13 protein-coding genes are annotated in these 18,285 nt (G+C 68.0%); 5 read left to right on the top strand and 8 right to left on the bottom strand.

All coding sequences use genetic code 11. The features are described 5' to 3' along the window. Nucleotides 1–230: 230 nt before the first annotated feature. Nucleotides 231–1,166 carry a diaminopimelate epimerase gene (gene dapF, locus ACFX59_RS13420; RefSeq protein WP_387432786.1) on the bottom strand — a complete coding sequence of 312 codons (936 nt, stop codon included), beginning with the start codon at nucleotides 1,164–1,166 and terminating at the stop codon, nucleotides 231–233. Nucleotides 1,167–1,281: 115 nt separating this feature from the next. On the opposite strand from dapF, the gene ACFX59_RS13415 reads away from it, so the two are divergent. From ACFX59_RS13415 to ACFX59_RS13405, 3 genes are all read left to right on the top strand, one after another. Then, entirely contained in the window at nucleotides 1,282–1,845 is a 564-nt protein-coding gene (locus tag ACFX59_RS13415) for a helix-turn-helix domain-containing protein (protein WP_387432784.1), read from the top strand. After that, nucleotides 1,842–2,633, top strand: coding sequence for a glutaminyl-peptide cyclotransferase (locus ACFX59_RS13410; RefSeq protein WP_387432782.1), 792 nt, complete (start codon nucleotides 1,842–1,844; stop codon nucleotides 2,631–2,633). Before ACFX59_RS13415 ends, ACFX59_RS13410 begins: the two co-directional genes overlap by 4 nt. Before the next feature lie 220 nt (nucleotides 2,634–2,853). Further along, on the top strand, nucleotides 2,854–3,303 hold the full coding sequence (locus ACFX59_RS13405) for an Rrf2 family transcriptional regulator (protein ID WP_387432780.1): 450 nt from the start codon (nucleotides 2,854–2,856) through the stop codon (nucleotides 3,301–3,303). A gap of 266 nt (nucleotides 3,304–3,569) precedes the next feature. On the opposite strand, the gene ACFX59_RS13400 is transcribed toward ACFX59_RS13405, so the two are convergent. From ACFX59_RS13400 to ACFX59_RS13370, 7 genes are all read right to left on the bottom strand, one after another. Further along, complete coding sequence (locus ACFX59_RS13400) at nucleotides 3,570–4,781, bottom strand: DUF1501 domain-containing protein (protein WP_387432779.1); 1,212 nt, start codon at nucleotides 4,779–4,781, stop codon at nucleotides 3,570–3,572. 9 nt (nucleotides 4,782–4,790) lie between these two features. Further along, nucleotides 4,791–6,302: a DUF1800 domain-containing protein gene (locus tag ACFX59_RS13395; protein WP_387432778.1), complete on the bottom strand. Its 1,512-nt coding sequence runs from the start codon at nucleotides 6,300–6,302 to the stop codon at nucleotides 4,791–4,793. Nucleotides 6,303–6,458: 156 nt separating this feature from the next. Then, on the bottom strand, nucleotides 6,459–7,553 hold the full coding sequence (locus tag ACFX59_RS13390) for a phosphatidylinositol-specific phospholipase C1-like protein (protein ID WP_387432776.1): 1,095 nt from the start codon (nucleotides 7,551–7,553) through the stop codon (nucleotides 6,459–6,461). Further along, entirely contained in the window at nucleotides 7,553–10,240 is a 2,688-nt protein-coding gene (locus ACFX59_RS13385; protein ID WP_387432775.1) for a TonB-dependent receptor, read from the bottom strand. Before ACFX59_RS13385 ends, ACFX59_RS13390 begins: the two co-directional genes overlap by 1 nt. Before the next feature lie 167 nt (nucleotides 10,241–10,407). Continuing rightward, nucleotides 10,408–11,178 carry a Crp/Fnr family transcriptional regulator gene (locus ACFX59_RS13380; RefSeq protein ID WP_387432773.1) on the bottom strand — a complete coding sequence of 257 codons (771 nt, stop codon included), beginning with the start codon at nucleotides 11,176–11,178 and terminating at the stop codon, nucleotides 10,408–10,410. Continuing rightward, the gene (locus ACFX59_RS13375) at nucleotides 11,175–11,555 is read right to left on the bottom strand and encodes a response regulator (RefSeq protein ID WP_307101080.1); all 381 of its coding nucleotides are present in this window, start codon (nucleotides 11,553–11,555) and stop codon (nucleotides 11,175–11,177) included. Before ACFX59_RS13375 ends, ACFX59_RS13380 begins: the two co-directional genes overlap by 4 nt. Next, the gene (locus ACFX59_RS13370; protein ID WP_387432770.1) at nucleotides 11,552–13,147 is read right to left on the bottom strand and encodes a sensor histidine kinase; all 1,596 of its coding nucleotides are present in this window, start codon (nucleotides 13,145–13,147) and stop codon (nucleotides 11,552–11,554) included. Before ACFX59_RS13370 ends, ACFX59_RS13375 begins: the two co-directional genes overlap by 4 nt. A 74-nt stretch (nucleotides 13,148–13,221) precedes the next feature. On the opposite strand from ACFX59_RS13370, the gene ACFX59_RS13365 reads away from it, so the two are divergent. Both ACFX59_RS13365 and ACFX59_RS13360 read left to right on the top strand, forming a co-directional pair. Continuing rightward, on the top strand, nucleotides 13,222–15,741 hold the full coding sequence (locus ACFX59_RS13365) for a DUF3772 domain-containing protein (RefSeq protein WP_387432769.1): 2,520 nt from the start codon (nucleotides 13,222–13,224) through the stop codon (nucleotides 15,739–15,741). A 107-nt stretch (nucleotides 15,742–15,848) separates the two neighbouring features. Beyond that, a complete protein-coding gene (locus ACFX59_RS13360; protein ID WP_387432768.1) occupies nucleotides 15,849–18,278 on the top strand; it encodes a TonB-dependent receptor in 2,430 nt (809 codons plus the stop codon). The last annotated feature ends 7 nt before the right edge of the window (nucleotides 18,279–18,285 follow it).

The following is an 18,285-nucleotide window of genomic DNA, read 5'->3' as shown; positions in this document are numbered from 1 at the left end:
CGGCGGGACGTTGCGTTGCGTGGGGGCGAGGGGGCATCGGGATGGTCGATGCTTGCCGCGCGCGTTTTCCTGTGGCCTTCGACTTCGCTCAGGCTGAACGGAGCGGGGGAATTGTCTCTGGCGAGATGTTGGCCCGTCCATGCTCCCCGCAAGATTTGCCCGTTCGTCCCTTACCCCAAACTCCGTTCAGCCTGAGCGAAGTCGAAGGCCACGCCCGATACGCGCGTCCCTCAACCCCGCCGGGCCGCCTCCCACGCCGCGCGCTCGTCGGGGAAATGCCGTTCCACCACCAGGTCGCTGGCGGTTTCGCTCGCCAGGTCGACCGTGACCGAGCCCGCCCATTCATAGGTCGCATTGCCCGACAGCGTGACCATGCCGTCCGCCTGCGCGAAGGCGCGGACCAGCCCGCCCCGGTTGAACACCACGGTCGGCACGTCCCAGCCGATCCGCCCGGTCAGGCAGGCGGCATAGGTGGATGCCGCCATCGCGCTGCCGCAGCTGTCGGTCAGGCCCACCCCGCGCTCGAAGGTCCGGACGAACAGCGCGTCGCCGCGTACCTCCACGAACGAGACATTGGCGCGGTTGGGCAGCCAGTCGGGTGCGGCCTCGCAAATGCCGCCCAGCCGGACCAGCTCGGCCTCGTCCACCGCGTCGACGAAATGGACGAGATGCGGATTGGGCATGGTGACTGCGGTGAAGCGCCGCCCGGCATCGAGCATGGGCAGCACCGCCTCGACCAGCCGGTCGGGCGCGCCATGGATCGGCCAGGCGGCGGTCGACAGCCCGGCGGGCCCGGCGGTCTCGCGCACCGTATAGACGCCCGGCGCCAGATCGGCGTCATGGACCGCATCGGCGTGCGAGGTCTTGAGCCGCACCGTCGCGGCCTCGATCCCCAGCGCCTCGAACCCGGCGCGCGCGACGCAGCGGACGCCGTTCAGGCAGGTCTCGGCCTCGCTGCCGTCGCTGTTGCGCATCACCATGCCAAAGGCGGCGCGGTCGTCGCCGGGGACCAGCAGCAGCAAGCCATCGCCCCCAACCGGCCCCGCGCGGTTCGCCAGCGCGCGCGCGACCCCGGCCCATTCCGCTTCGCTGAGCGTCAGGGCGCGTGCGTCGATCATCGGGAAATCATTGCCCGAACCATGGCATTTGACGATCTCGAACCGCATGGGCGATAACTCCGACAGAATATGGCTCGGCGCTTAGCCCAGCCGGACGGGCTCCGCCAGCAGCGCGGGCGCCGGACCGGCTGACCGCCGGCAGGGATTGGAGGGGCACAGGGACATGATCACCGCGATCCGGGAAGTGCGGCGGGCCAAGGGCATGACGCTGGACGATGTCGCGCGCGCCTGTTGCCCGCCGACCACGCCGCAGACGATCGGGCGGCTGGAGATGGGGACGCGGACCGTGTCGCTGCCCTGGCTCAACCGCATCGCCGCCGCGCTGGGCTGCACCACCGCCGATCTGGTCACGCTGCCGGTGCGCGAGACGCTGCCGGTGGCCGCGCTGCTGGGGCCGCGCGGGGCGGTGGCACCGCGCAGCGCGCGCGCCGTCTCGCCGCCCTGTGCGACGCCGGGGATGATCGCCGTCACCGTCACCGGTGCGGTCGGCGACTACCGGGCGGGCGATGAGCTCTGGTGCGAACCGCTGGCGCCCGATAGGTTCGCCGACGCCATGAATCGCGATATCCTCGTGCCGCGCGCCGTCGGCGGCTATGTCTTTGCCCGGCTGGCGGGGGTGGGGGACGACACGCTCCGCCTGCTGCCGCTCGAACCCGGTGCTGCCGGCGTGACGGTGGCGGCCCCCGCCTGGATCGCGCGGGTGGCGCGGCTGGTGCGCACGCTGTGATCCGGCTCGCCCCGATCCTGGCGCTCGCCCTGGCGATTCCGGCGGCGGCGCAGCAGACGGCTCCCGCTGCACCGGCCCCGCCGGTGGTCGAGAAGCCCGAGCTGGTCCGCGCCTATCCGCACGACACGACCGCCTTCACCGAAGGGCTGCTGATCGCCGACGGCACGATGTACGAAAGCACGGGGCGCGAGGGGCAGAGCGTGATCCGCCAGGTCGACCTGGCCACCGGCAAGACCCAGCGCCAGGCGATCGTCCCCGACGGCCTGTTCGGCGAGGGCATCGTCGCCTGGGGTAAGGAACTGCGCAGCGTCACCTGGCATGGCGGGCGGGGTTTCCGCTGGAGCCGCCCGGCGCTCAAGCGGGTCGGCGAATGGCGCTATGAGGGCGAGGGCTGGGCGATGACCGATGACGGGCATCGAATCATCCTGTCGGACGGCACGCCGCGCCTGCGCTTCCTCGACCCCGCGACGATGAAGGTCGCGCGCACGCTGGACGTGACGGTGAACGGACGGCCGCTCAAGAACCTGAACGAGCTGGAATATATCGACGGGCAGATCTGGGCCAATGTCTGGATGACCCGCTATATCGTGCGGATCGATCCCGGTTCGGGGCAGGTGGTCGGGGTGATCGATCTGGGCGACCTGATCGCGCGGGTCGGGCTGACCGATCCCGACTCGGTCGCCAACGGCATCGCCTTCGACCGGGTGAAGCATCGCATCTTCGTCACCGGCAAGAACTGGCCCGAGCTGTTCGAGATCCGCCTGCCCGCGCCTGCACCCGCCCGCTAAGGCGGGCGGCGTTCCGTCGCGCCTCGCATATCCTTGGCCCCATTATATTTTCCTGATGGTGGGGCCGGATACGGATGCGGACTTGCGCGTTTACGCAGCGGGAATATGCAAAAATAACATGAGTTATGAATTGCGTGTTCGGCCCGATCCGGCCATAAGAGGGTGAGGCCTGTGCCCGCGCGGACGGATCATGGGACGAAGGAATAAGGAGCAACGTTTCTTGCCGACCAGCACGCGTTTTGTCGTTTCGCTGCATATGCTTGCGCTCATGGCCAACCATGGCGATACGCCCCTGCGCTCGGAAGACATCGCGCTCAGCGTCAATTCCAACGCGGCGGTGGTCCGCGCGCTGCTGCTCCGACTGGCGAGCGCCGGGCTGACCCGGTCGCAACTGGGCAATCGCGGCGGCGCGATGCTGGCCCGGCGATCGGCGGAAATCCGGCTGGTCGATGTCTATCAGGCGGTGGAGGATCGAAACTTCTTCGCCTTTCACCGCCAGCCGCCCGAGGGCGACGGGCTGATCGACCGGCATATCACCGCCAGCCTCGAATCGATGCTGACCCCGGTGCGCGAGGCGCTGGAGGACAAGCTGGCCGAGCTGACGCTCGACGATGTGCTGGACGACATCCGCGCCCGCGATCAGGCGGTGCCGTTGCGGCTTTCGGCCTGACGTAGAGTCGATCGACATTCAGCATTGCTTCTTCTTCCCTCTCCCCTGGACAGGGGAGAGGGTTAGCGAAGCTTGCCAGCCTGCTGGCTAGCGCAGCTTGGGTGAGGGGTTGAGCGAGCCTATAGGCTCGCGCGCTCGCAGGGCGAGCGCCCACCCCTCACCCAGCTCCGACTAAGCCTTTGCTTTCGCAAAGGCCAAGTCTGCGCAACCCTCTCCCCTCTACGAGGGGCGAGGGAAGGAAAGGCAATCCTGAATGGCGATCGGCGCTAGACCAGCTTCAGATCGCTCGCGCGGGTGCCGGGGAACAGGGTCGCCAGACGTTCGCCCGACAGGCCGAACTGGCGGCCGACCAGCCCGCCGATCAACGCGCGGTAATCGGTCAGCACCGGCAGGTCGCGATTCTGGTTGAGCGTGGCGGCGGACAGCGCGACCTGATCGCCCGCCATCCGGCCGCCGGACACGCCGCCGCCCAGCACCCAATAGATGCTGCCATGGCCGTGATCGGTGCCCCGATCGCCATTCTCGCGGAAGGTGCGGCCAAATTCGGACACCACGACGACCGTCGTCGTGCGCCATGCCTCGGGCCCGATCGCCTGCACGAATCCCGCCAGCCCGCGGCCCAGTTCGCCGATCCGGTCGGCCAGATAGCCGGTCGCGCCGCCCTGGTTCACATGCGTGTCCCAGCCGCCGACATCGACAAAGGCCAGGTTGAACCGGTCGCGCATCAGCGTCCCGATCCGCTGCGCCGACAGGGCAAAGCCCTTGGGCGACACCGCGCCGCGGCTGGCGGCCTTCATCTCCTGGTCCAGCGTCCGGTAGACGGTGTCGCGCACCGCAAAGCCTTCGCTGACCGAACGGGCGAGTTCGGGATGACCGGCATACATGCTCTGGATCAGCGCGGCCTGGCGCTGGTCGATCGGCTTGCCGACATTGGCGAGCGCGAGATTGGGGATCGGGTCCTCGCCGCCGCGAAAGCAGAGCGGCAGCTGGTCGGTGAAGGCGATCGGCCGCTCGCCCGTGCCGAGGATATCCGCCAGCCGCGCCATGAAGCCCGAGCCATAATCGCGATGCCCGCCGACCGGCTGGCCCAGCTCGATCGTGTCCTGGGTCTCGAAATGGCTGCGGCTCATATCGTCGGTGCCCGCGAACGGCACGAAGGCGATCTGTCGCGCCTGCCATAGCGGCAGGATCGTGTCCTTCAGCGCCGGGTGGAGCGCCCAGTCGGCGTCCAGCGGCAGCGGCGCATGGGGATCGGCCGGATCGGGCCGGGCCAGCGCGATCGTCGGGCGCGACTGGCGATAAAAGTCGCTGCCGCTGGGGCTGACGATGTTCACCGCGTCATAGGCGCCGCGCAGGAACACGACCAGCAAGCGGCTGCCCGCCTGCGGTGCGGCGAAGGCGCGGCCGGCGACGACCATCGGCGCCATGGCGGCGGCGCCCTTCAACAGATCGCGGCGATGCAGGGGCGGGATCGTCATGCCATCCTCCTATCGATGCATGAATTCGGGCGAGGAGAAATAGAGCGCGTTCCATTCGGCGGGCGAGCGCGCCTGCGCCAGCGCGGCCAGGGTCGGCTTGCCCAGCGTCGCCATCCGCTTGGTGAGAACGGGCGAATCCTTCAGCGCGGGCGGCGGGGCGGGTGGCGGCGGGGTGCCGGGTGCGGCGTCGGGGGGCTGGAACAGCCGCGCCGCGCCGCCGCCGATCTGGCGCGCGATATCGAACCGCGTCGCCATCTGCCCCGGCGCCGACCAGCCCGCGCTGGTCAGGTCATAGCCGTCGGGGGTCTCATGATCGTACAGCCCTTCGCCCATCTGGCGGATCCAGCCGACGACCGGCTGGGGATTGGCGATCACCCGGTCGCCATAGGCCAGCCGGACGGCCGACAGCGTATAGTCGACCGGATCCTTGAACCCCCGGCCCGCCGATGCCGCGAATTCGCGCGACCGGATCATCGTCTTCAGGACGGCGGCAATGTCGCCATGCGTCCGGCGAAAGGTCGCCGCCATCCGTTCGACCAAAGCGGGCGGGGGCGTGTCGCCGGTGAAATAGGTCGCCATCTTCTGCGCGATGTGATGCGCGGTCGCCGGGCTGTCGGCGATCAGGTCGAGCGCCTGCTCCACCTCGGCAAAGCCCGATCCTTTGATCTCATGGCCCAGGAAATGCTTGGTCCCGAAATCGTGGCGGGCCGGGTTGAACTCGAACAGCCCGGCCCGGAGATAGAGCGGCTGGAGCTCGGGCTTCAGCCTGGGGGCATCGGGTTTCTGGTCGACGCCGACCCCGGTCAGGATGCGCGCCAGTTCCTGCACATCGGCCTGGGTATAGCCCGAACCGACGCCCATGGAGTGAAGCTCCATGATCTCGCGCGCGTAATTCTCGTTGATCTTGCCACGCGCATTCTGGTCATTGTCCAGATAGCGCAGCATCGCCGGATGGCGCAGCGTCGCCTCCAGCAGGTCGCGGAACCGGCCCAGCGCATGGGTGCGGATCGTGTCCTCATAATCGCCGACCATCGCCCGAATATCGCGCTTGCCCGCCTGGACGTTGAAATGGTTGAACCAGAACCAGGTCATCCGCTCGCGCAACGGGTCGGGCGCATAGAGGGCGCGCAGCACGAAACGCTGCCGCGCCTCGTCGGCGAGCGCATTCATCGCCTTTTGATAGACCTCGCGCGCGGCCTTTTTGCGGTCGGGATCGGTCAGCAGATTGGCGTCGCGTTGCAGCGCGTCGGTCTCGACGACCAGCGCGGCGACGGGCTCCTTCGAGATGCGCATCGCATCGATCTGCGCCTGCACCGCCGGGGGGAGGGGGGCGGGCGTCGCATCCAGCTGTCCGCGCAGCCAGGCGTCGCTGCCCGGCGCCGGGCCCGTATCGGGCGCGGCCGACGGACCCCAGCCGAGCCGCTCGGCCCAGGCTGCGTCGCGCGCCGGATCGGCGGCATGGGCCGGGATCGCGGTCATCAGGACCGGGGCTATCATCAACAGGCTCGCGGTTCGCGTCATGCACCGCTTCTTCCGTTCCCGCCACACGCCGACGCGGCGCAGGCTTCATCGGAGGGTAAAGTGGCGGATGATGGCTGAACCCCGCCTTGCCCCGAGATGAAAAGGGCGTCAGCGGCCGGACACTTTTTCTTCCCCTGTAAGGGGAGGAATGAGATGTTATTGCGGCAGCGTGCACCCGACCGGCTGGGTCACCGGGTTGCAGCGCTCCATCACCCCGCCGGGCAGGGTGACGGTGAAGCCCTGGCTCCACGGGCGGCGCGGCGCGCCGGGATAATAGTCGGTCGACACCGCCTGCGCGCCGCTGTCGATCGCGGCCTGCTGGCGACGATGGTCGTTCGACCGCGCCTCGACCGTGTCGGCATCGGTGCGGGTGCGGACGATGAAGCCCTGCTTCACCCATTCGCGAATCTTCGCGCCATCGGTGCGCGGATCGCCGACGATCTCGACCGAAGCCTCGGGCTGGTCGCTGTCGTACCAGCCGAAGATCGCCCGCCCCTTCAGCGAGGGATGCCCGGCGCGATAGCGGTCGGACACGTCGCTGGGGGTGTCGAGCACGAAATAGATCTTGCCGCGTGCCTGCTCCAGCGTCGGCCAGCCTTTGGTGGTCACCGCCTCGCGCAGCGTGGCGGCGTTCCCGCGGACATCGTCCGGCGTGATGATCCGCTCCGGCTTGAGCACGTCGCGGATTTCGCCGTCCAGCGCATCGAGCAGCGGCGCGGTCAGCGGGAGGGGATCGGTGACGCCGGGCTTGTTGATCGGCCGGTCGGCGGCGTTGATCGTCACCATGATCGGCAGGTGGCGCGGATGCGCGCGCGACCAGGCGTCGATCTGGCCGAGGCACCGCTTGAACGTGCCGCAGGAGCGGTAATCGACTTCCGGAATATGGAAGACCTTGAAGCCCGGCTTCATCATCGCCGCTTCATCGAAGTCCGTCCGCTCGCCCGCTGCGCGCGCCAGTTTCTCGCCCGCCGGATGCGCGAAGCGGCCCCCTTCGGGGTCGGCGAAGATGTCGATCTCCAGCTGGCGCACGCCCCGGTCGAGCTGCTGCGCCAGCGTCAGATGGTCATAGTCGAGCGCGGCGGCGAGCTTGGGGTCGCGGCGTTCGAGTTCGGCGAAGACGGTGGGCGCGATCCGCTGCTTGTAGCTGTTGTGCGATCCGACGACCTGGATGTCGTTCATCCGAAGCGGCCGCTGCGGCGCCGGGGCGGCGGCGGTCGCAAGGACCGCCGCCAGGGTGAGGATGCGCTTCATCAGAATTCCGCCCGAATGCCGAACAGGATCGTCCGGCCATAATAGTTGATCTCGCCGAAGCGCAGGCTGTTGTCGTTATAGGTGTCCTGATGCGCCCCCGCGATGTTGATCCCCTCCAGGCTGAGCGTCAGATTGTCGGCGGCGCGCACCGAGAGCTGGCCGTCGAGCGAACCGAAGGCCGCCACATAGGTCGGCGCCTGCACCGTGCTGCCCGTGCTCGACAGATATTTGTCGCGCCAGACATAGGAGAGTCGCGCCGACAGCGGCCCCTTGTCGTAGAAGCCGACCAGGTTGAAGCTGTTCTTCGACAGGCCGATCAGCTGGTCCTTGATGGTGCGCGAACCGGCGGTGTAGTCGGCCTTCACTTCCGTATGGGTATAGGAGCCCTGCACGCCGAAGCCGTCGAAGGGCTGGGGCAGGAAGGTGAAGACCTGGCTGTACGCGGCTTCGGCACCATAGACCTTGGCATTGCCGCCATTGACCGAGCTGGACAGGCGGACGGTGCCGCGACCCGGAATGGTGATCTCGGTATTCGACTGGGTGATGTAATCGTCCATCGCCTTGTAGAAGACCGCGCCTGACAGCATCCCCGACGGCGCGAAATACCATTCCAGCGATCCGTCGAACTGGGTCGCGAGGAAGGGCACCAGCTGCGGGTTGCCGCCGCTGGCGGTGGCCGCGTCGGTCGACACGGTGATGCGCGGCGCGGTGTCGGTGACGTTGGGACGGGTCAGCACCCGGCTGGCGGCCAGGCGGCCGACCAGCTTGGGCGTCAGGTCGGCGCGCAGGTTGAAGCTGGGCAGGACGTTGTTGAACGTCTTGGGATAGCTGACCGGCGTGGCGGTGTTGCCGCTGGTCAGCGTGCCGCTCGCCACCTGATCGGTGTGGACATAGCGGACGCCCAGATTGCCGGTGACGGGCACCGAACCGGCATCGAACTGGTAATCGGCGCGAACATAGGCGGCGGCGATCTTCTCGCTCACCACGAAGGACGAGCGCAGGTCGCCATTGGTCAGCGGCTGGCCCTGGATGGCGGGGGTGAAGAAATTGCCGACATAGGCGTCGGTCACCGGCACCAGCCAGTTGCGGAAGGCATTGCCCGACACGCCCGACAGGAAATCGCCGTACGGCACCTGCTGATAGGCGCCCGCGCCCAGGCTGGTCAGCGGCTGATTGGTCGCGGTGTCGATCAGGTAATCGCGGCGGAAATAGTCGCGCTTGCGCCAGTGATATTCGCCGCCCGCCGCCAGCTTCGACAGGAAGCCGTCGAAATCATGGCCGACATCGAGGCGAGAATAGAAGTCCCAGTCCTTGCTGTCCTTGGGCGCGATGTTGAACTGGTAGAGCTTGTAATTGGCCGGGTTGGTGACGTCGACCGGCGTGGTGAAGGTCGGCATGTTCTGATAGCCGCCGCTGGCGTCATAGCTCAGCGGCGCGATGAAATAGGCGCGGCTGCGCACCGTGCCGGTCTTGTAGTCGGGGTGATAGCTGTGCGCGGCCGACCAGTTGACGTTGGCGGTGACGTGCCAGCGATCGGGGTTCCAAGCCTGCTTCAGCCCGATGGTGATCAGGTCGTGGCGGTTCAGGCTGTATTCGCGCGACGCCATGAAGCGGGCATTGGCGATGGTCGCCTTGGTGATCGTGTCGCCGACGACCGTATAGCCGGGCTGGAGCACGGTCGAGGGCTGCTTCACGCCGCCGATCGTGACGTTGGCGTCGTCGGGATAGATGTCGAGGCCGAACTCGTCATAGGCGACGTCGAGCCGCGTCGCGACGACGTCGAGCGTCGTCTGAAGCTCGGGCGTCGGTTGCCACTGGGCCGAGACGATCCCCGAGATGCGCTTGCGATCCTCGGTCTCGACGGTCGGACGGGTGCGGGTCGGCGAGTAGAGGCCCGCCGGGGCGCCGCCGCGCGCCGCATCAGTGTAGCGGTTGAGCAGCCAGCCGAAATTCATGAAGCGGTCGTTGCGGACCGTCTTGGCCCAATATTGCGCGCCCGCCAGGATGCCGAAGGTGCCGTCGCTGTTCTTCGCGCTGGTCAGCACGGTGACGTTGGGGCGGACCTCCTTGGTCTGGCTGGTATAGGTGCCGCGCATGTTGATCGTCGTCTTGTTGCCGACCTCCAGCGGGCGGAAGGTCTTGACGTCGATATTGCCGCCCAGCGCGCCCTCGCTCATGTCGGCGGTCGGGGTCTTGACCACGTCGATGCTGGAGGTGAACTCGGCGGGCAGCATCTCGAAACGGAACTGGCGCCCGGCCGCGCCGCCATTCTCGATCAGGTCGTTGAGCGCGACGGTGCGGCCGTTCATCAGCGTGTTCTGGAACTGCGGCCCCAGGCCACGGACGCTGACATACAGACCCTCGCCGCGCGGGCGGGTGATCGCGACGCCGGGGACCAGCTGAAGCGCCTCGGCGACATTCTGGGTCGGGAACTTGCCGATATCGGTCGAGCTGATCGAGTCGACGCCGTAGGCGGCGCGGCGCTTGGTCTCGATCCCCGCCGCCAGGCTGCGCGCATAGGTGCCGTTGACGACGATTTCCTCGCCCTGACCGGCGGCATCGTCGTCCTGTTCGGCCTGCGGCGCGGCGGCGGTGGTCGCGGCGGTTTCCTGTGCGGCGGCGGTCAGCGGGCCGGTCACGAGGATGAGCGAGGCCGAAGCCTTTAGCAGGCTGCGCAACGTAAGCATGATATGATTCCCCCATCGGCCTTGCTGCCGGTTCGGCGGCGGCGTTAGGAGGCGTGCATGTCAGCTTGACGAAAGGTTGATGACATTCCGGTGAAACGCGATGAGTGGATCACCAAGCGATCACTTCCCGGTCATTCCGCCGCAGTCCGGCGCAGTGGCGATCCGCCCTACGGCGCCGGCTTCTGGGCGGGGTGGGGGGCTCCGCTGACCTGGGGCGAAATCCGGCCGATCGTGCGCGCGGTGCGGTCGGGGTCGCGCAGCAGGATGCGGCCCGATTTCCACATCAGCTCGCCGTCGCGCCGCGCCTGCTGGATCATGCGGTTGACATGGACCGGGGTCAGGCCGAGCGCATCGGCCAGCATCTCCTGGGTCAGCGGCATCTCGAAACTGCCGCCCACGGTCAGCCCCGCCAGCGACAGCCGTTCGTAGATTTCGAGGAGGAAGTCGCCGATCCGCTCCTGCGCGTTCAGGCGGCCGAGCTGCACGACATGGCCGAGCAGATAGGCCTCCTCCAGCGCCTCGCCGATGGCATAGGCCTGGGCCAGTCCCGATCCGGGCGGCGCGGCGGGGGCGGGGCAGACCACGCATTCGGTGATCGCGACGACGGTGGCCGAGGCGAGGGGCATCGGATGATGCGCGCGCCCGATCACGTCGCCGGGCAGATAGAAGCTCATGAACTGCCGCCGCCCGTCGGGCAGGATGCGAACCCGCGCCGCCCAGCCCTGGAGCAGCAGCATCGGCTCGGCGACCGGGCGTCCGATCGTCAGGAAGGTGTGGCGGACCGGATAGCTGGTCGGATCGGCGACGGCGCGGCGGAGCAGCGCCAGATCGGCCTCATCCAGCGGGGTGAGCGCCGACAATCGGCGGAGCGCCGCCGTCGACAGCGTGTCTTCGGGGGTCGGGATCATCGCTTCGGCGCGAAGGGAGGTCGAAGTCATGCGCATCCTTTGTCGGGTATCAGCGCCCCGATCGCGCGGATGACGCGATCGGCGTGGAACGGCTTGGCGACGATCGACGCGGACCGATAGGGGGCGGGGAGCGCCCATTCGTCATAGCCGGTAAGAAAGGCCCAGGGCACGTCGCGCGCCGACAGCCGGTCGGCGATCGCGAAGGCGCGCGATCCGGCCAGGTTGACGTCGAGCACGGCGGCGTCGAGCGCCTCGTTCTCGGCGAGCGCCAGCCCCTGTTCGAGGGTCGCGACCGGGCCGATCACGATCGCATCCGCCGCACGCAACGCCCGCTCCAGGTCGCGGGCGATGAAATATTCGTCCTCGACCACGAGGATCCGTTTCTCGGCGAGTGGCGAATGGCTCATCCCTCGGCGCTCCGGTTCGATAGCCCGGCATCGTCGCCCGGCAAAGGCAGCGACATCACACACAGGACGCCGCCGCCGCGAAATTCCAGACTGGTCCGCGCGCCCAGCCCATAGGGCAGCGCCTCGCGGATCAGCTCGGTCCCGAATCCCTGGCGTACAGGTGGGACCGGCATCGCTGGTACACCTGTTTCATCCCATTTTACAATCAGTTCGCATTTACGATCTGATTTAGGTTCGATTTTCCATGTAATCGACAGCCGCCCGCCCGCATGGCGCAGCGCCCCGTATTTCAACGCGTTGGTCGTCAACTCGTGAATCGCGAGCCCGACCGACTCGGCGGTATCGGCCGCCAGCGCCACGTCCGGCCCCCCGATCGACAGCCGCTCGTCCTCGATCGCGCCGACCCCCAGCAGCTCGTCGCGGATCAGGTTTTCCAGGTCGACCCGGCCCGACCGCGTCTGCGTCGCCACCACCTGGGTGCGCGCCAGCGAGTCGAGGCGGCCGCGGAAATGGTCCGAAATCTCGTCGATCGGGCCGCCGCTCTCGACCGTGCGGGTGAAGATCGAACGGACGATGGTCAGGATGTTGCGCACCCGGTGCTGCAACTCGGCGACCAGAGTCTCCTGCCGTTCGCGCAGGCGGCGCAGGTCGTCGATATCGGTCGAGGTGCCGAACCATTCGACGACCGCGCCATGATCGTCATGGACCGGGGTCGCGCGCGTCTTGAACCAGCGATAGCGCCCGCTCTGTCCCTGACGCAGCCGCCCCTCCATCGCCAGGTCGCCGCGATCGCTGGCCTCGGCCCAGAAGCGCCGCGCCGCCTCGCGATCGTCGGGATGGACCGCGACCAGCCAGCCATGGCCCAGGCTCTCCTCGACCGACAGGCCGGTCATCGCGACCCATTGCGGGCTGGCCCAGGTCCATTGCCCGTCGCGCGTCGCGGTCCAGACCAGTTGCGGAATCCCGCCGATCAGGGTCAGCAGCCGCCGCTGGCTGGCGCGCGAGGCGACCTCGGCGCGCTTGCGCAGCAGCGCCTGGACGATGGCGGGGGCCAGTTCCTCGGCGATGGCGCGCTCGCGCTCGGTAAAGCCGGTGGGATGGTTGCCCAGCGCGAACATCGCGAAGGTCTCGCCGTCGCGGCGCAGCGGCACCCCCAGGAAATTGTGCAGCGCCGGATGCCCGTCGGGCAGGCCGACCCGCGACGGATGGCTGGTCGGGTCGTTCACGATCAGGCTGCGATCCTGGAGGATGACCTGTCCGAAAATGCCGTGGATCTTCATGCCGTTGGGCAATTGCCGCTGGCTGAAATCGGGATCGTCGCCGGTATAGGAGCGCCAGCCGCGTTCGCTGATCGCGATATGGTCCAGCCGGTCGTGCGAGGTGCGACGCTCGCCGAAGAAGCTGAACGCCGCGCCGGTCAGGTCCTCGGCCACCTCCAGGCACAGACGGCCCAGTTCCTCCTCGGTCGAGGCGCGCAGCGCTTCCTGAAGGATGCGATTGATCCCGGCCAGCACATGCGCGTCACGCGACATCGATCCCGGCGGCGAGGCCGGCGGCCATGCATGTCCGTCGAGAGGGGCCAGATCGGTCATCGTCCAAAAAATCCTGAATGTCCCGAACGATCCCGGCCGGGCTGGGCTCCCCGGTACACACGATTTCGGAGCAAGTGGCAAATGCGGGGAGGGGGAGCTATGACCCGGCGCGTCTGCAACTGCTGGCCCTGTCCATGTCCTGTCCGATGCTGTCCCTTCGCTTCGTCATCCGGCCCGTCGCGATCCTCGCGGCGATGCTGACGATGATCGCCATGCCGGCGCTGGCGGCGCCGGTCGCCGCGCAGGGCGACCCGATGACGGTGGCGACGGCGCGCATCGTCCAGGCCGAACAGGATGTCCGCGCGGTCGACCAGGGGCTCGACGCGCAGCTCGACGACGACGCCCGCCAGGACCTGCGCGACAAGGCGCAGGGCGCGCAGGATGCGACGACCCAGGCGGTGAACGCGCTGACCGAGCAGCTGGCGCTGGTCAATGCCCGGATCACCGGGCTGGGCGCGGTGACGCCGGGCGAGGTCGAGGCGCCCGAGCTGCGCGCCCAGCGCAAGAGCCTCAACGCGCTGCGCTCGACCCTGGATGCCGCGATCAAGCGCGGACGGCTGGCCGGGGTCGAGGCGGGGCAGCTGATCGACGAGATCGACCGCAGCAAGGCCGAACAGTTCAGCCAGAAACTGTCCTCCAAGGTGCCGTCGCCGCTCAGCCCCAGCTTCTGGAAGGTCGTGCTGGACCAGACGCCGCGCGACCTGCGCCGGGTCGCGCTGTTCCTGCAACAGGGGCATGAACAGATTGCGCGCCAGTGGCGCGGCGGCATCCCCTGGCATGCGATGCTGGGCTTCGCGCTCGCCGTCATCCTGCTGGGCCCCGTCCGGCTGGGCGCCCACCGGCTGGCGCAGCGAAGGCTGATCGCGGAGGCCCCGCCCAGCCGGGTGCGGCGTTCGGCCAACACCTTCTGGCGGGTCGCGGTGGGGACGCTCTGCCCGCTGATGGCGGCGTTCGTGTTCGTGCAGGGGCTGCGCTGGTCGGGGCTGTTGCCGGAACGCTGGACCGGGCTGCTCGACGGATTCGTCTTCGCCTCGGGCGTGGCGGGGTTCACTGCGGCGGTGACGGGGGCGATCCTGATGCGCAGCCAGCCTTCCTGGCGGATCGCGCCGATCGACGACGAGACCGCCACCCGCCTGCGTCCGCTGTCCTGGTTGCTGACGCTGATGACCTTCACCACCGCGATGGTCGCGTCGTTCGAGGGCGCGATCGGCAGCAGCCGCAGCGCGGTGATCGCGACCCAGGCGGTCGAGGCGCTGCTCCACCTGATGCTGATCGCGGCGACGCTGGTCGTGCTGGGACGGTTGCGCGCGGCGCGTGCCGAACGCGAGGACAGCACCAGCGCCGGGGTCAGCGCGGGGTTGAGCGTCGTCACGCTGCTCGCCTGGATCGCGGTGGCGGTCGCCGGGCTGGCGCTGGCCATCGGCTATATCTGGTTCAGCTGGTTCGTCGCGGTGATGATCGGCTGGACCGTGCTGCTCGGCTCGGCCTTGTACCTGATGCTGGTCGCCGCCGACGACATCGCCACCAGCGTCTTCGTGCGCGACAGCAAGGTCGGCGTCACCCTGACCCGCGCGCTGGGCGTGCGCGGCAGCATGGTCGACCAGTTCGGCCTGGCCCTGTCGGGCATCCTGCGGCTGGTGCTGGTGCTGGTCGCGCTCGGCGTACTGCTGCGGCCGTTCGGGGCGAGCGGCGATCCGGGGGCGATCTTCGACCAGCTGGCGCTGTTCACCGACGGGATCAAGGTCGGCAATGTCTGGATCTCGCCGGGGGCGATCCTGCGCGGGCTGGCGGTGCTGTTCATCGGGCTGGGGCTGGTGCGCGTCTTCATGCGCTGGCTGGAGCATCGTTACCTGCCCGCGACCGACCTCGACGGATCGGGGCGCAATTCGGTCAGCCTGGTCGCGCGCTATATCGGCATCGCGCTGGCGGTGATCTGGGCGCTGGCGTCGCTGGGCATCGGGGTAGAGCGGATCGCGCTCCTGCTGTCTGCGCTGTCGGTCGGCATCGGTTTCGGCCTTCAGGCGATCACCCAGAATTTCGTCTCCGGCCTGATCCTGCTCGCCGAGCGGCCGATCAAGATCGGCGACCTGATCCGCGTCGGCACCGACGAGGGCGACGTCAAGCGGATCAGCGTGCGGTCGACCGAGATCGAGCTGGCAGACCACTCCACCCTGATCGTCCCCAATTCCGAACTCATTACCAAGTCGGTGCTCAACAAGACGCTGGCCGGGCCGCTGGGGCGGATCCAGATTCAGTTCTCGGTCCCGATCGAGGAGGATGCGGATGCGGTCCGCGCCATCGTGCTCGACTGTTTCGCCGCCGAGGCGGCGGTGCTGGCCGACCCGGCGCCCAAGGCCTTTATCGATTCGATCGTCGATGGGCGCATCCATTTCAACTGCTTCGCCCATGTCGACAGTCCGCGTGCGGCCTATGGCACGCGCAGCGCGGTGCTCTTCGCGCTGCTGGAGGCGCTCCGGGCCCGGGGGATTGAGATCGGCACCCTGCCGCAGAAGATGGAACTGGTCCGCCATGGCGGAACGGCGGCCCCGCCCGCCCCGCCACGGCCCGGTCCAGATGAAATGAAAATGAATTGAGGAAGTATGGGCTGGTCATGAAAAGGTAACACCAGCTTCGCGGAGCATCCCTATCCGCGCGGCCAGCGACGACCGGAAGGTCGATCGGGGGATAGGGATAAGATAGCATGAAGACCGATTTCATTCGCGCGACGCTGCTGGGCGGCACCGCGTTCCTGGCGATGGCGGCCGCACCCGCCTTTGCCGCCGACACCAAGCCCGCCGATCCGGCGCCCGCGGCCAAGCCCGCCGATCCCGCCCCCGCGGCGGCGGCCGATCCGGCGGACGAGCCGGGCCAGCTGAAGGAAATCGTGGTCACCGCCACCAAGCGCGAGACCAGCCTCCAGAAGACGCCGATCGCCATCTCGGTCCTCGACCCGACCGTCCTGAAGGACCGTCACGTTCAGAGCCTGCTCGACCTGGCCGACGGCACCGTGCCGTCGCTCCGCGTCGCCACCTTCGAGGCGCGCCAGTCGGCGCTGACCGTCGGCATCCGTGGCATCGTCCCCTTCGACCAGAACCAGACCGCGCGCGACACCGGCGTCGGCGTCTATATCGACGGCGTGTATCTGGGCCGTTCGCAGGGCCTGAATGCCGCGCTGTTCGACATCGAGCGCGTCGAGGTGCTGCGCGGGCCGCAGGGCACGCTGTTCGGCCGCAACACCGAGGGCGGCGCGCTGTCGATCGTCACCGCCAAGCCGACCGGCAAGTTCGGCGGCGCGGTGACCGCCGGCATCGGCAATTACGGCGCCTATAACAGCGCGGTGCACCTGAACCTGCCCGAGTGGCACAACATCTCGATCAAGCTGGACGGCGTGCTCCAGCACCAGAACGCATTCGTGACCAACCCGCTGCCCGGCGCCGCCGGCTGGGGCTATTTCAACCGCGTCGGCGGCCATGCCGCCGCGCTGTGGAAGCCGGTCGACGGCTTCTCGGTCGAGCTGTCCTATGACCAGGCCAAGGACCAGAACACGCCCTTCTACAGCCAGTTGGTCAACTACAACCCCAAGGGCCTGCCGGTCGCGACGATCGCGCAGATCAACGCCAATGGCGGCAAGCTGCCCTCGGGCACCATCGCGCCGCTGTCGCCGCTGGTCGTCGTGTCGGGCGACAACCGCATGAAGGCCGCCGATATCGGCGTGCCGCAGGCGCTGAGCACCGACCGCACGCACGGCTTCTCGGCCAAGCTGAACTATGACGTCATGCCCGGCCTGGAGCTGCGCTCGATCACCGCATGGCGCGGCGTCGACACCGATCAGTGGGACAATTCGGGCGGCGCGCACCGCACCGTCTTCCTGCCGAACGGCAAGTTCAGCCGTTACAGCCTGTCGTTCATGCAGCAGCACCAGTTCAGCCAGGAATTCCAGGCGGTGGGCAGCCTGCCGCAGTTCGATTACGTCGCGGGCCTCTATTACTTCACCGAGAATGCGCGTGAAGTCGCCGCGACCCCGTCGACCAACCAGTGGAATGCCGACGGCTCGGGCTACACCATCCTGTCGCAGACCGCGCTGGGCACCATCACCTCGGGCAACCAGGGCTGGGCGCCGGGTTCGTTCTTCCTCCAGCGGGGCAGCTTCGCGCGCGCCTATAGCTATGCCGCCTTCGCGCAGGGCACCTATACTCCGGCGGGCTTCGATGCGTTCCACCTGACGGTCGGCGGTCGCTATACCCACGACAAGCGCAACGGCACGCTGTATCTGGTGCAGGGCAAGTCGACCAACTTCCCCTTCACCTTCGACAACAACCGGTTCGATCCGATGGTGACGGCGGCGTTCGACGCCAGCGACACGATCCATCTCTATGCCAAATATTCGACCGGCTACCGCGCGGGCGGTGCGAATGCGCGGTCGCAGACCTTCACCGCCTTCGGTCCCGAAGCCGTGAAGTCCTATGAGATCGGGTCGAAGATGGACCTGTTCCAGCACCGCGTCCGCCTGAACCTGGCCGGTTACATCATGGACCGCACGGGCACGCAGATCGACTTCGACAATGTCGACACCAACCCGTCGAGCCCGACCTACAACCTGCACACCGAGGAGACCCGCAACGCGCCGGGCACCTCCAAGATTCGCGGGATCGAGGCGGACCTGACCACCAACCCGGTCGAGGGCATGACGGTCGGCGCGTCTTACGCGTACACCTACACCAACGTACCGGCGACGCCGAACCCGTTCCTGAACAACGCGCTGACCCAGGTCTTCGTGGTGTTCACGCCGCGCAACGCCGCCTCGGCCTATGTCGATTACGAGGTGCCGCTGGCGGGTTCGGAGGCCAAGGTCCGCTTCCACCTGGACGGCAACTATGCCGACCCGGTCTACAGCTTCCAGAACGAGACGACGCGCACCGACAAGAGCTTCGTGATGAACGGCCGCATCGCGCTGGCCGATCTGCCGCTGACCGAGAACGGCACCAAGATGACCGTGTCGCTGTGGAGCCGCAACCTCCTCAACAACACCTATATCTACCGCCGTTCGGCCGCGAATGCGGCGACGCTGGGCGACTATGCGAACTTCAACCCGCCCCGGACCATCGGCCTGGAGGGCACGGTTCGCTTCTGATCCGTTC

The sequence above is a fragment of the Sphingomonas sp. NCPPB 2930 genome, assembly GCF_042867205.1.
Classification (GTDB): Bacteria; Pseudomonadota; Alphaproteobacteria; order Sphingomonadales; family Sphingomonadaceae; genus Sphingomonas.
The sequence above is the reverse complement of the archived record's forward strand: the minus strand, read 5'-3'. Positions and strand labels throughout refer to the sequence as shown.

Coding starts and splice junctions, on each gene's coding strand:
- ACFX59_RS13370 (WP_387432770.1), bottom strand. CDS start 13,147: ATGACCGATCTGGCCCCTCTCGACGGACATGCATGGCCGCCGGCCTCG.
- ACFX59_RS13360 (WP_387432768.1), top strand. CDS start 15,849: ATGAAGACCGATTTCATTCGCGCGACGCTGCTGGGCGGCACCGCGTTC.
- ACFX59_RS13375 (WP_307101080.1), bottom strand. CDS start 11,555: ATGAGCCATTCGCCACTCGCCGAGAAACGGATCCTCGTGGTCGAGGAC.
- ACFX59_RS13390 (WP_387432776.1), bottom strand. CDS start 7,553: ATGAAGCGCATCCTCACCCTGGCGGCGGTCCTTGCGACCGCCGCCGCC.
- ACFX59_RS13395 (WP_387432778.1), bottom strand. CDS start 6,302: ATGACGCGAACCGCGAGCCTGTTGATGATAGCCCCGGTCCTGATGACC.
- ACFX59_RS13385 (WP_387432775.1), bottom strand. CDS start 10,240: ATGCTTACGTTGCGCAGCCTGCTAAAGGCTTCGGCCTCGCTCATCCTC.
- ACFX59_RS13415 (WP_387432784.1), top strand. CDS start 1,282: ATGATCACCGCGATCCGGGAAGTGCGGCGGGCCAAGGGCATGACGCTG.
- ACFX59_RS13380 (WP_387432773.1), bottom strand. CDS start 11,178: ATGACTTCGACCTCCCTTCGCGCCGAAGCGATGATCCCGACCCCCGAA.
- ACFX59_RS13400 (WP_387432779.1), bottom strand. CDS start 4,781: ATGACGATCCCGCCCCTGCATCGCCGCGATCTGTTGAAGGGCGCCGCC.
- dapF (WP_387432786.1), bottom strand. CDS start 1,166: ATGCGGTTCGAGATCGTCAAATGCCATGGTTCGGGCAATGATTTCCCG.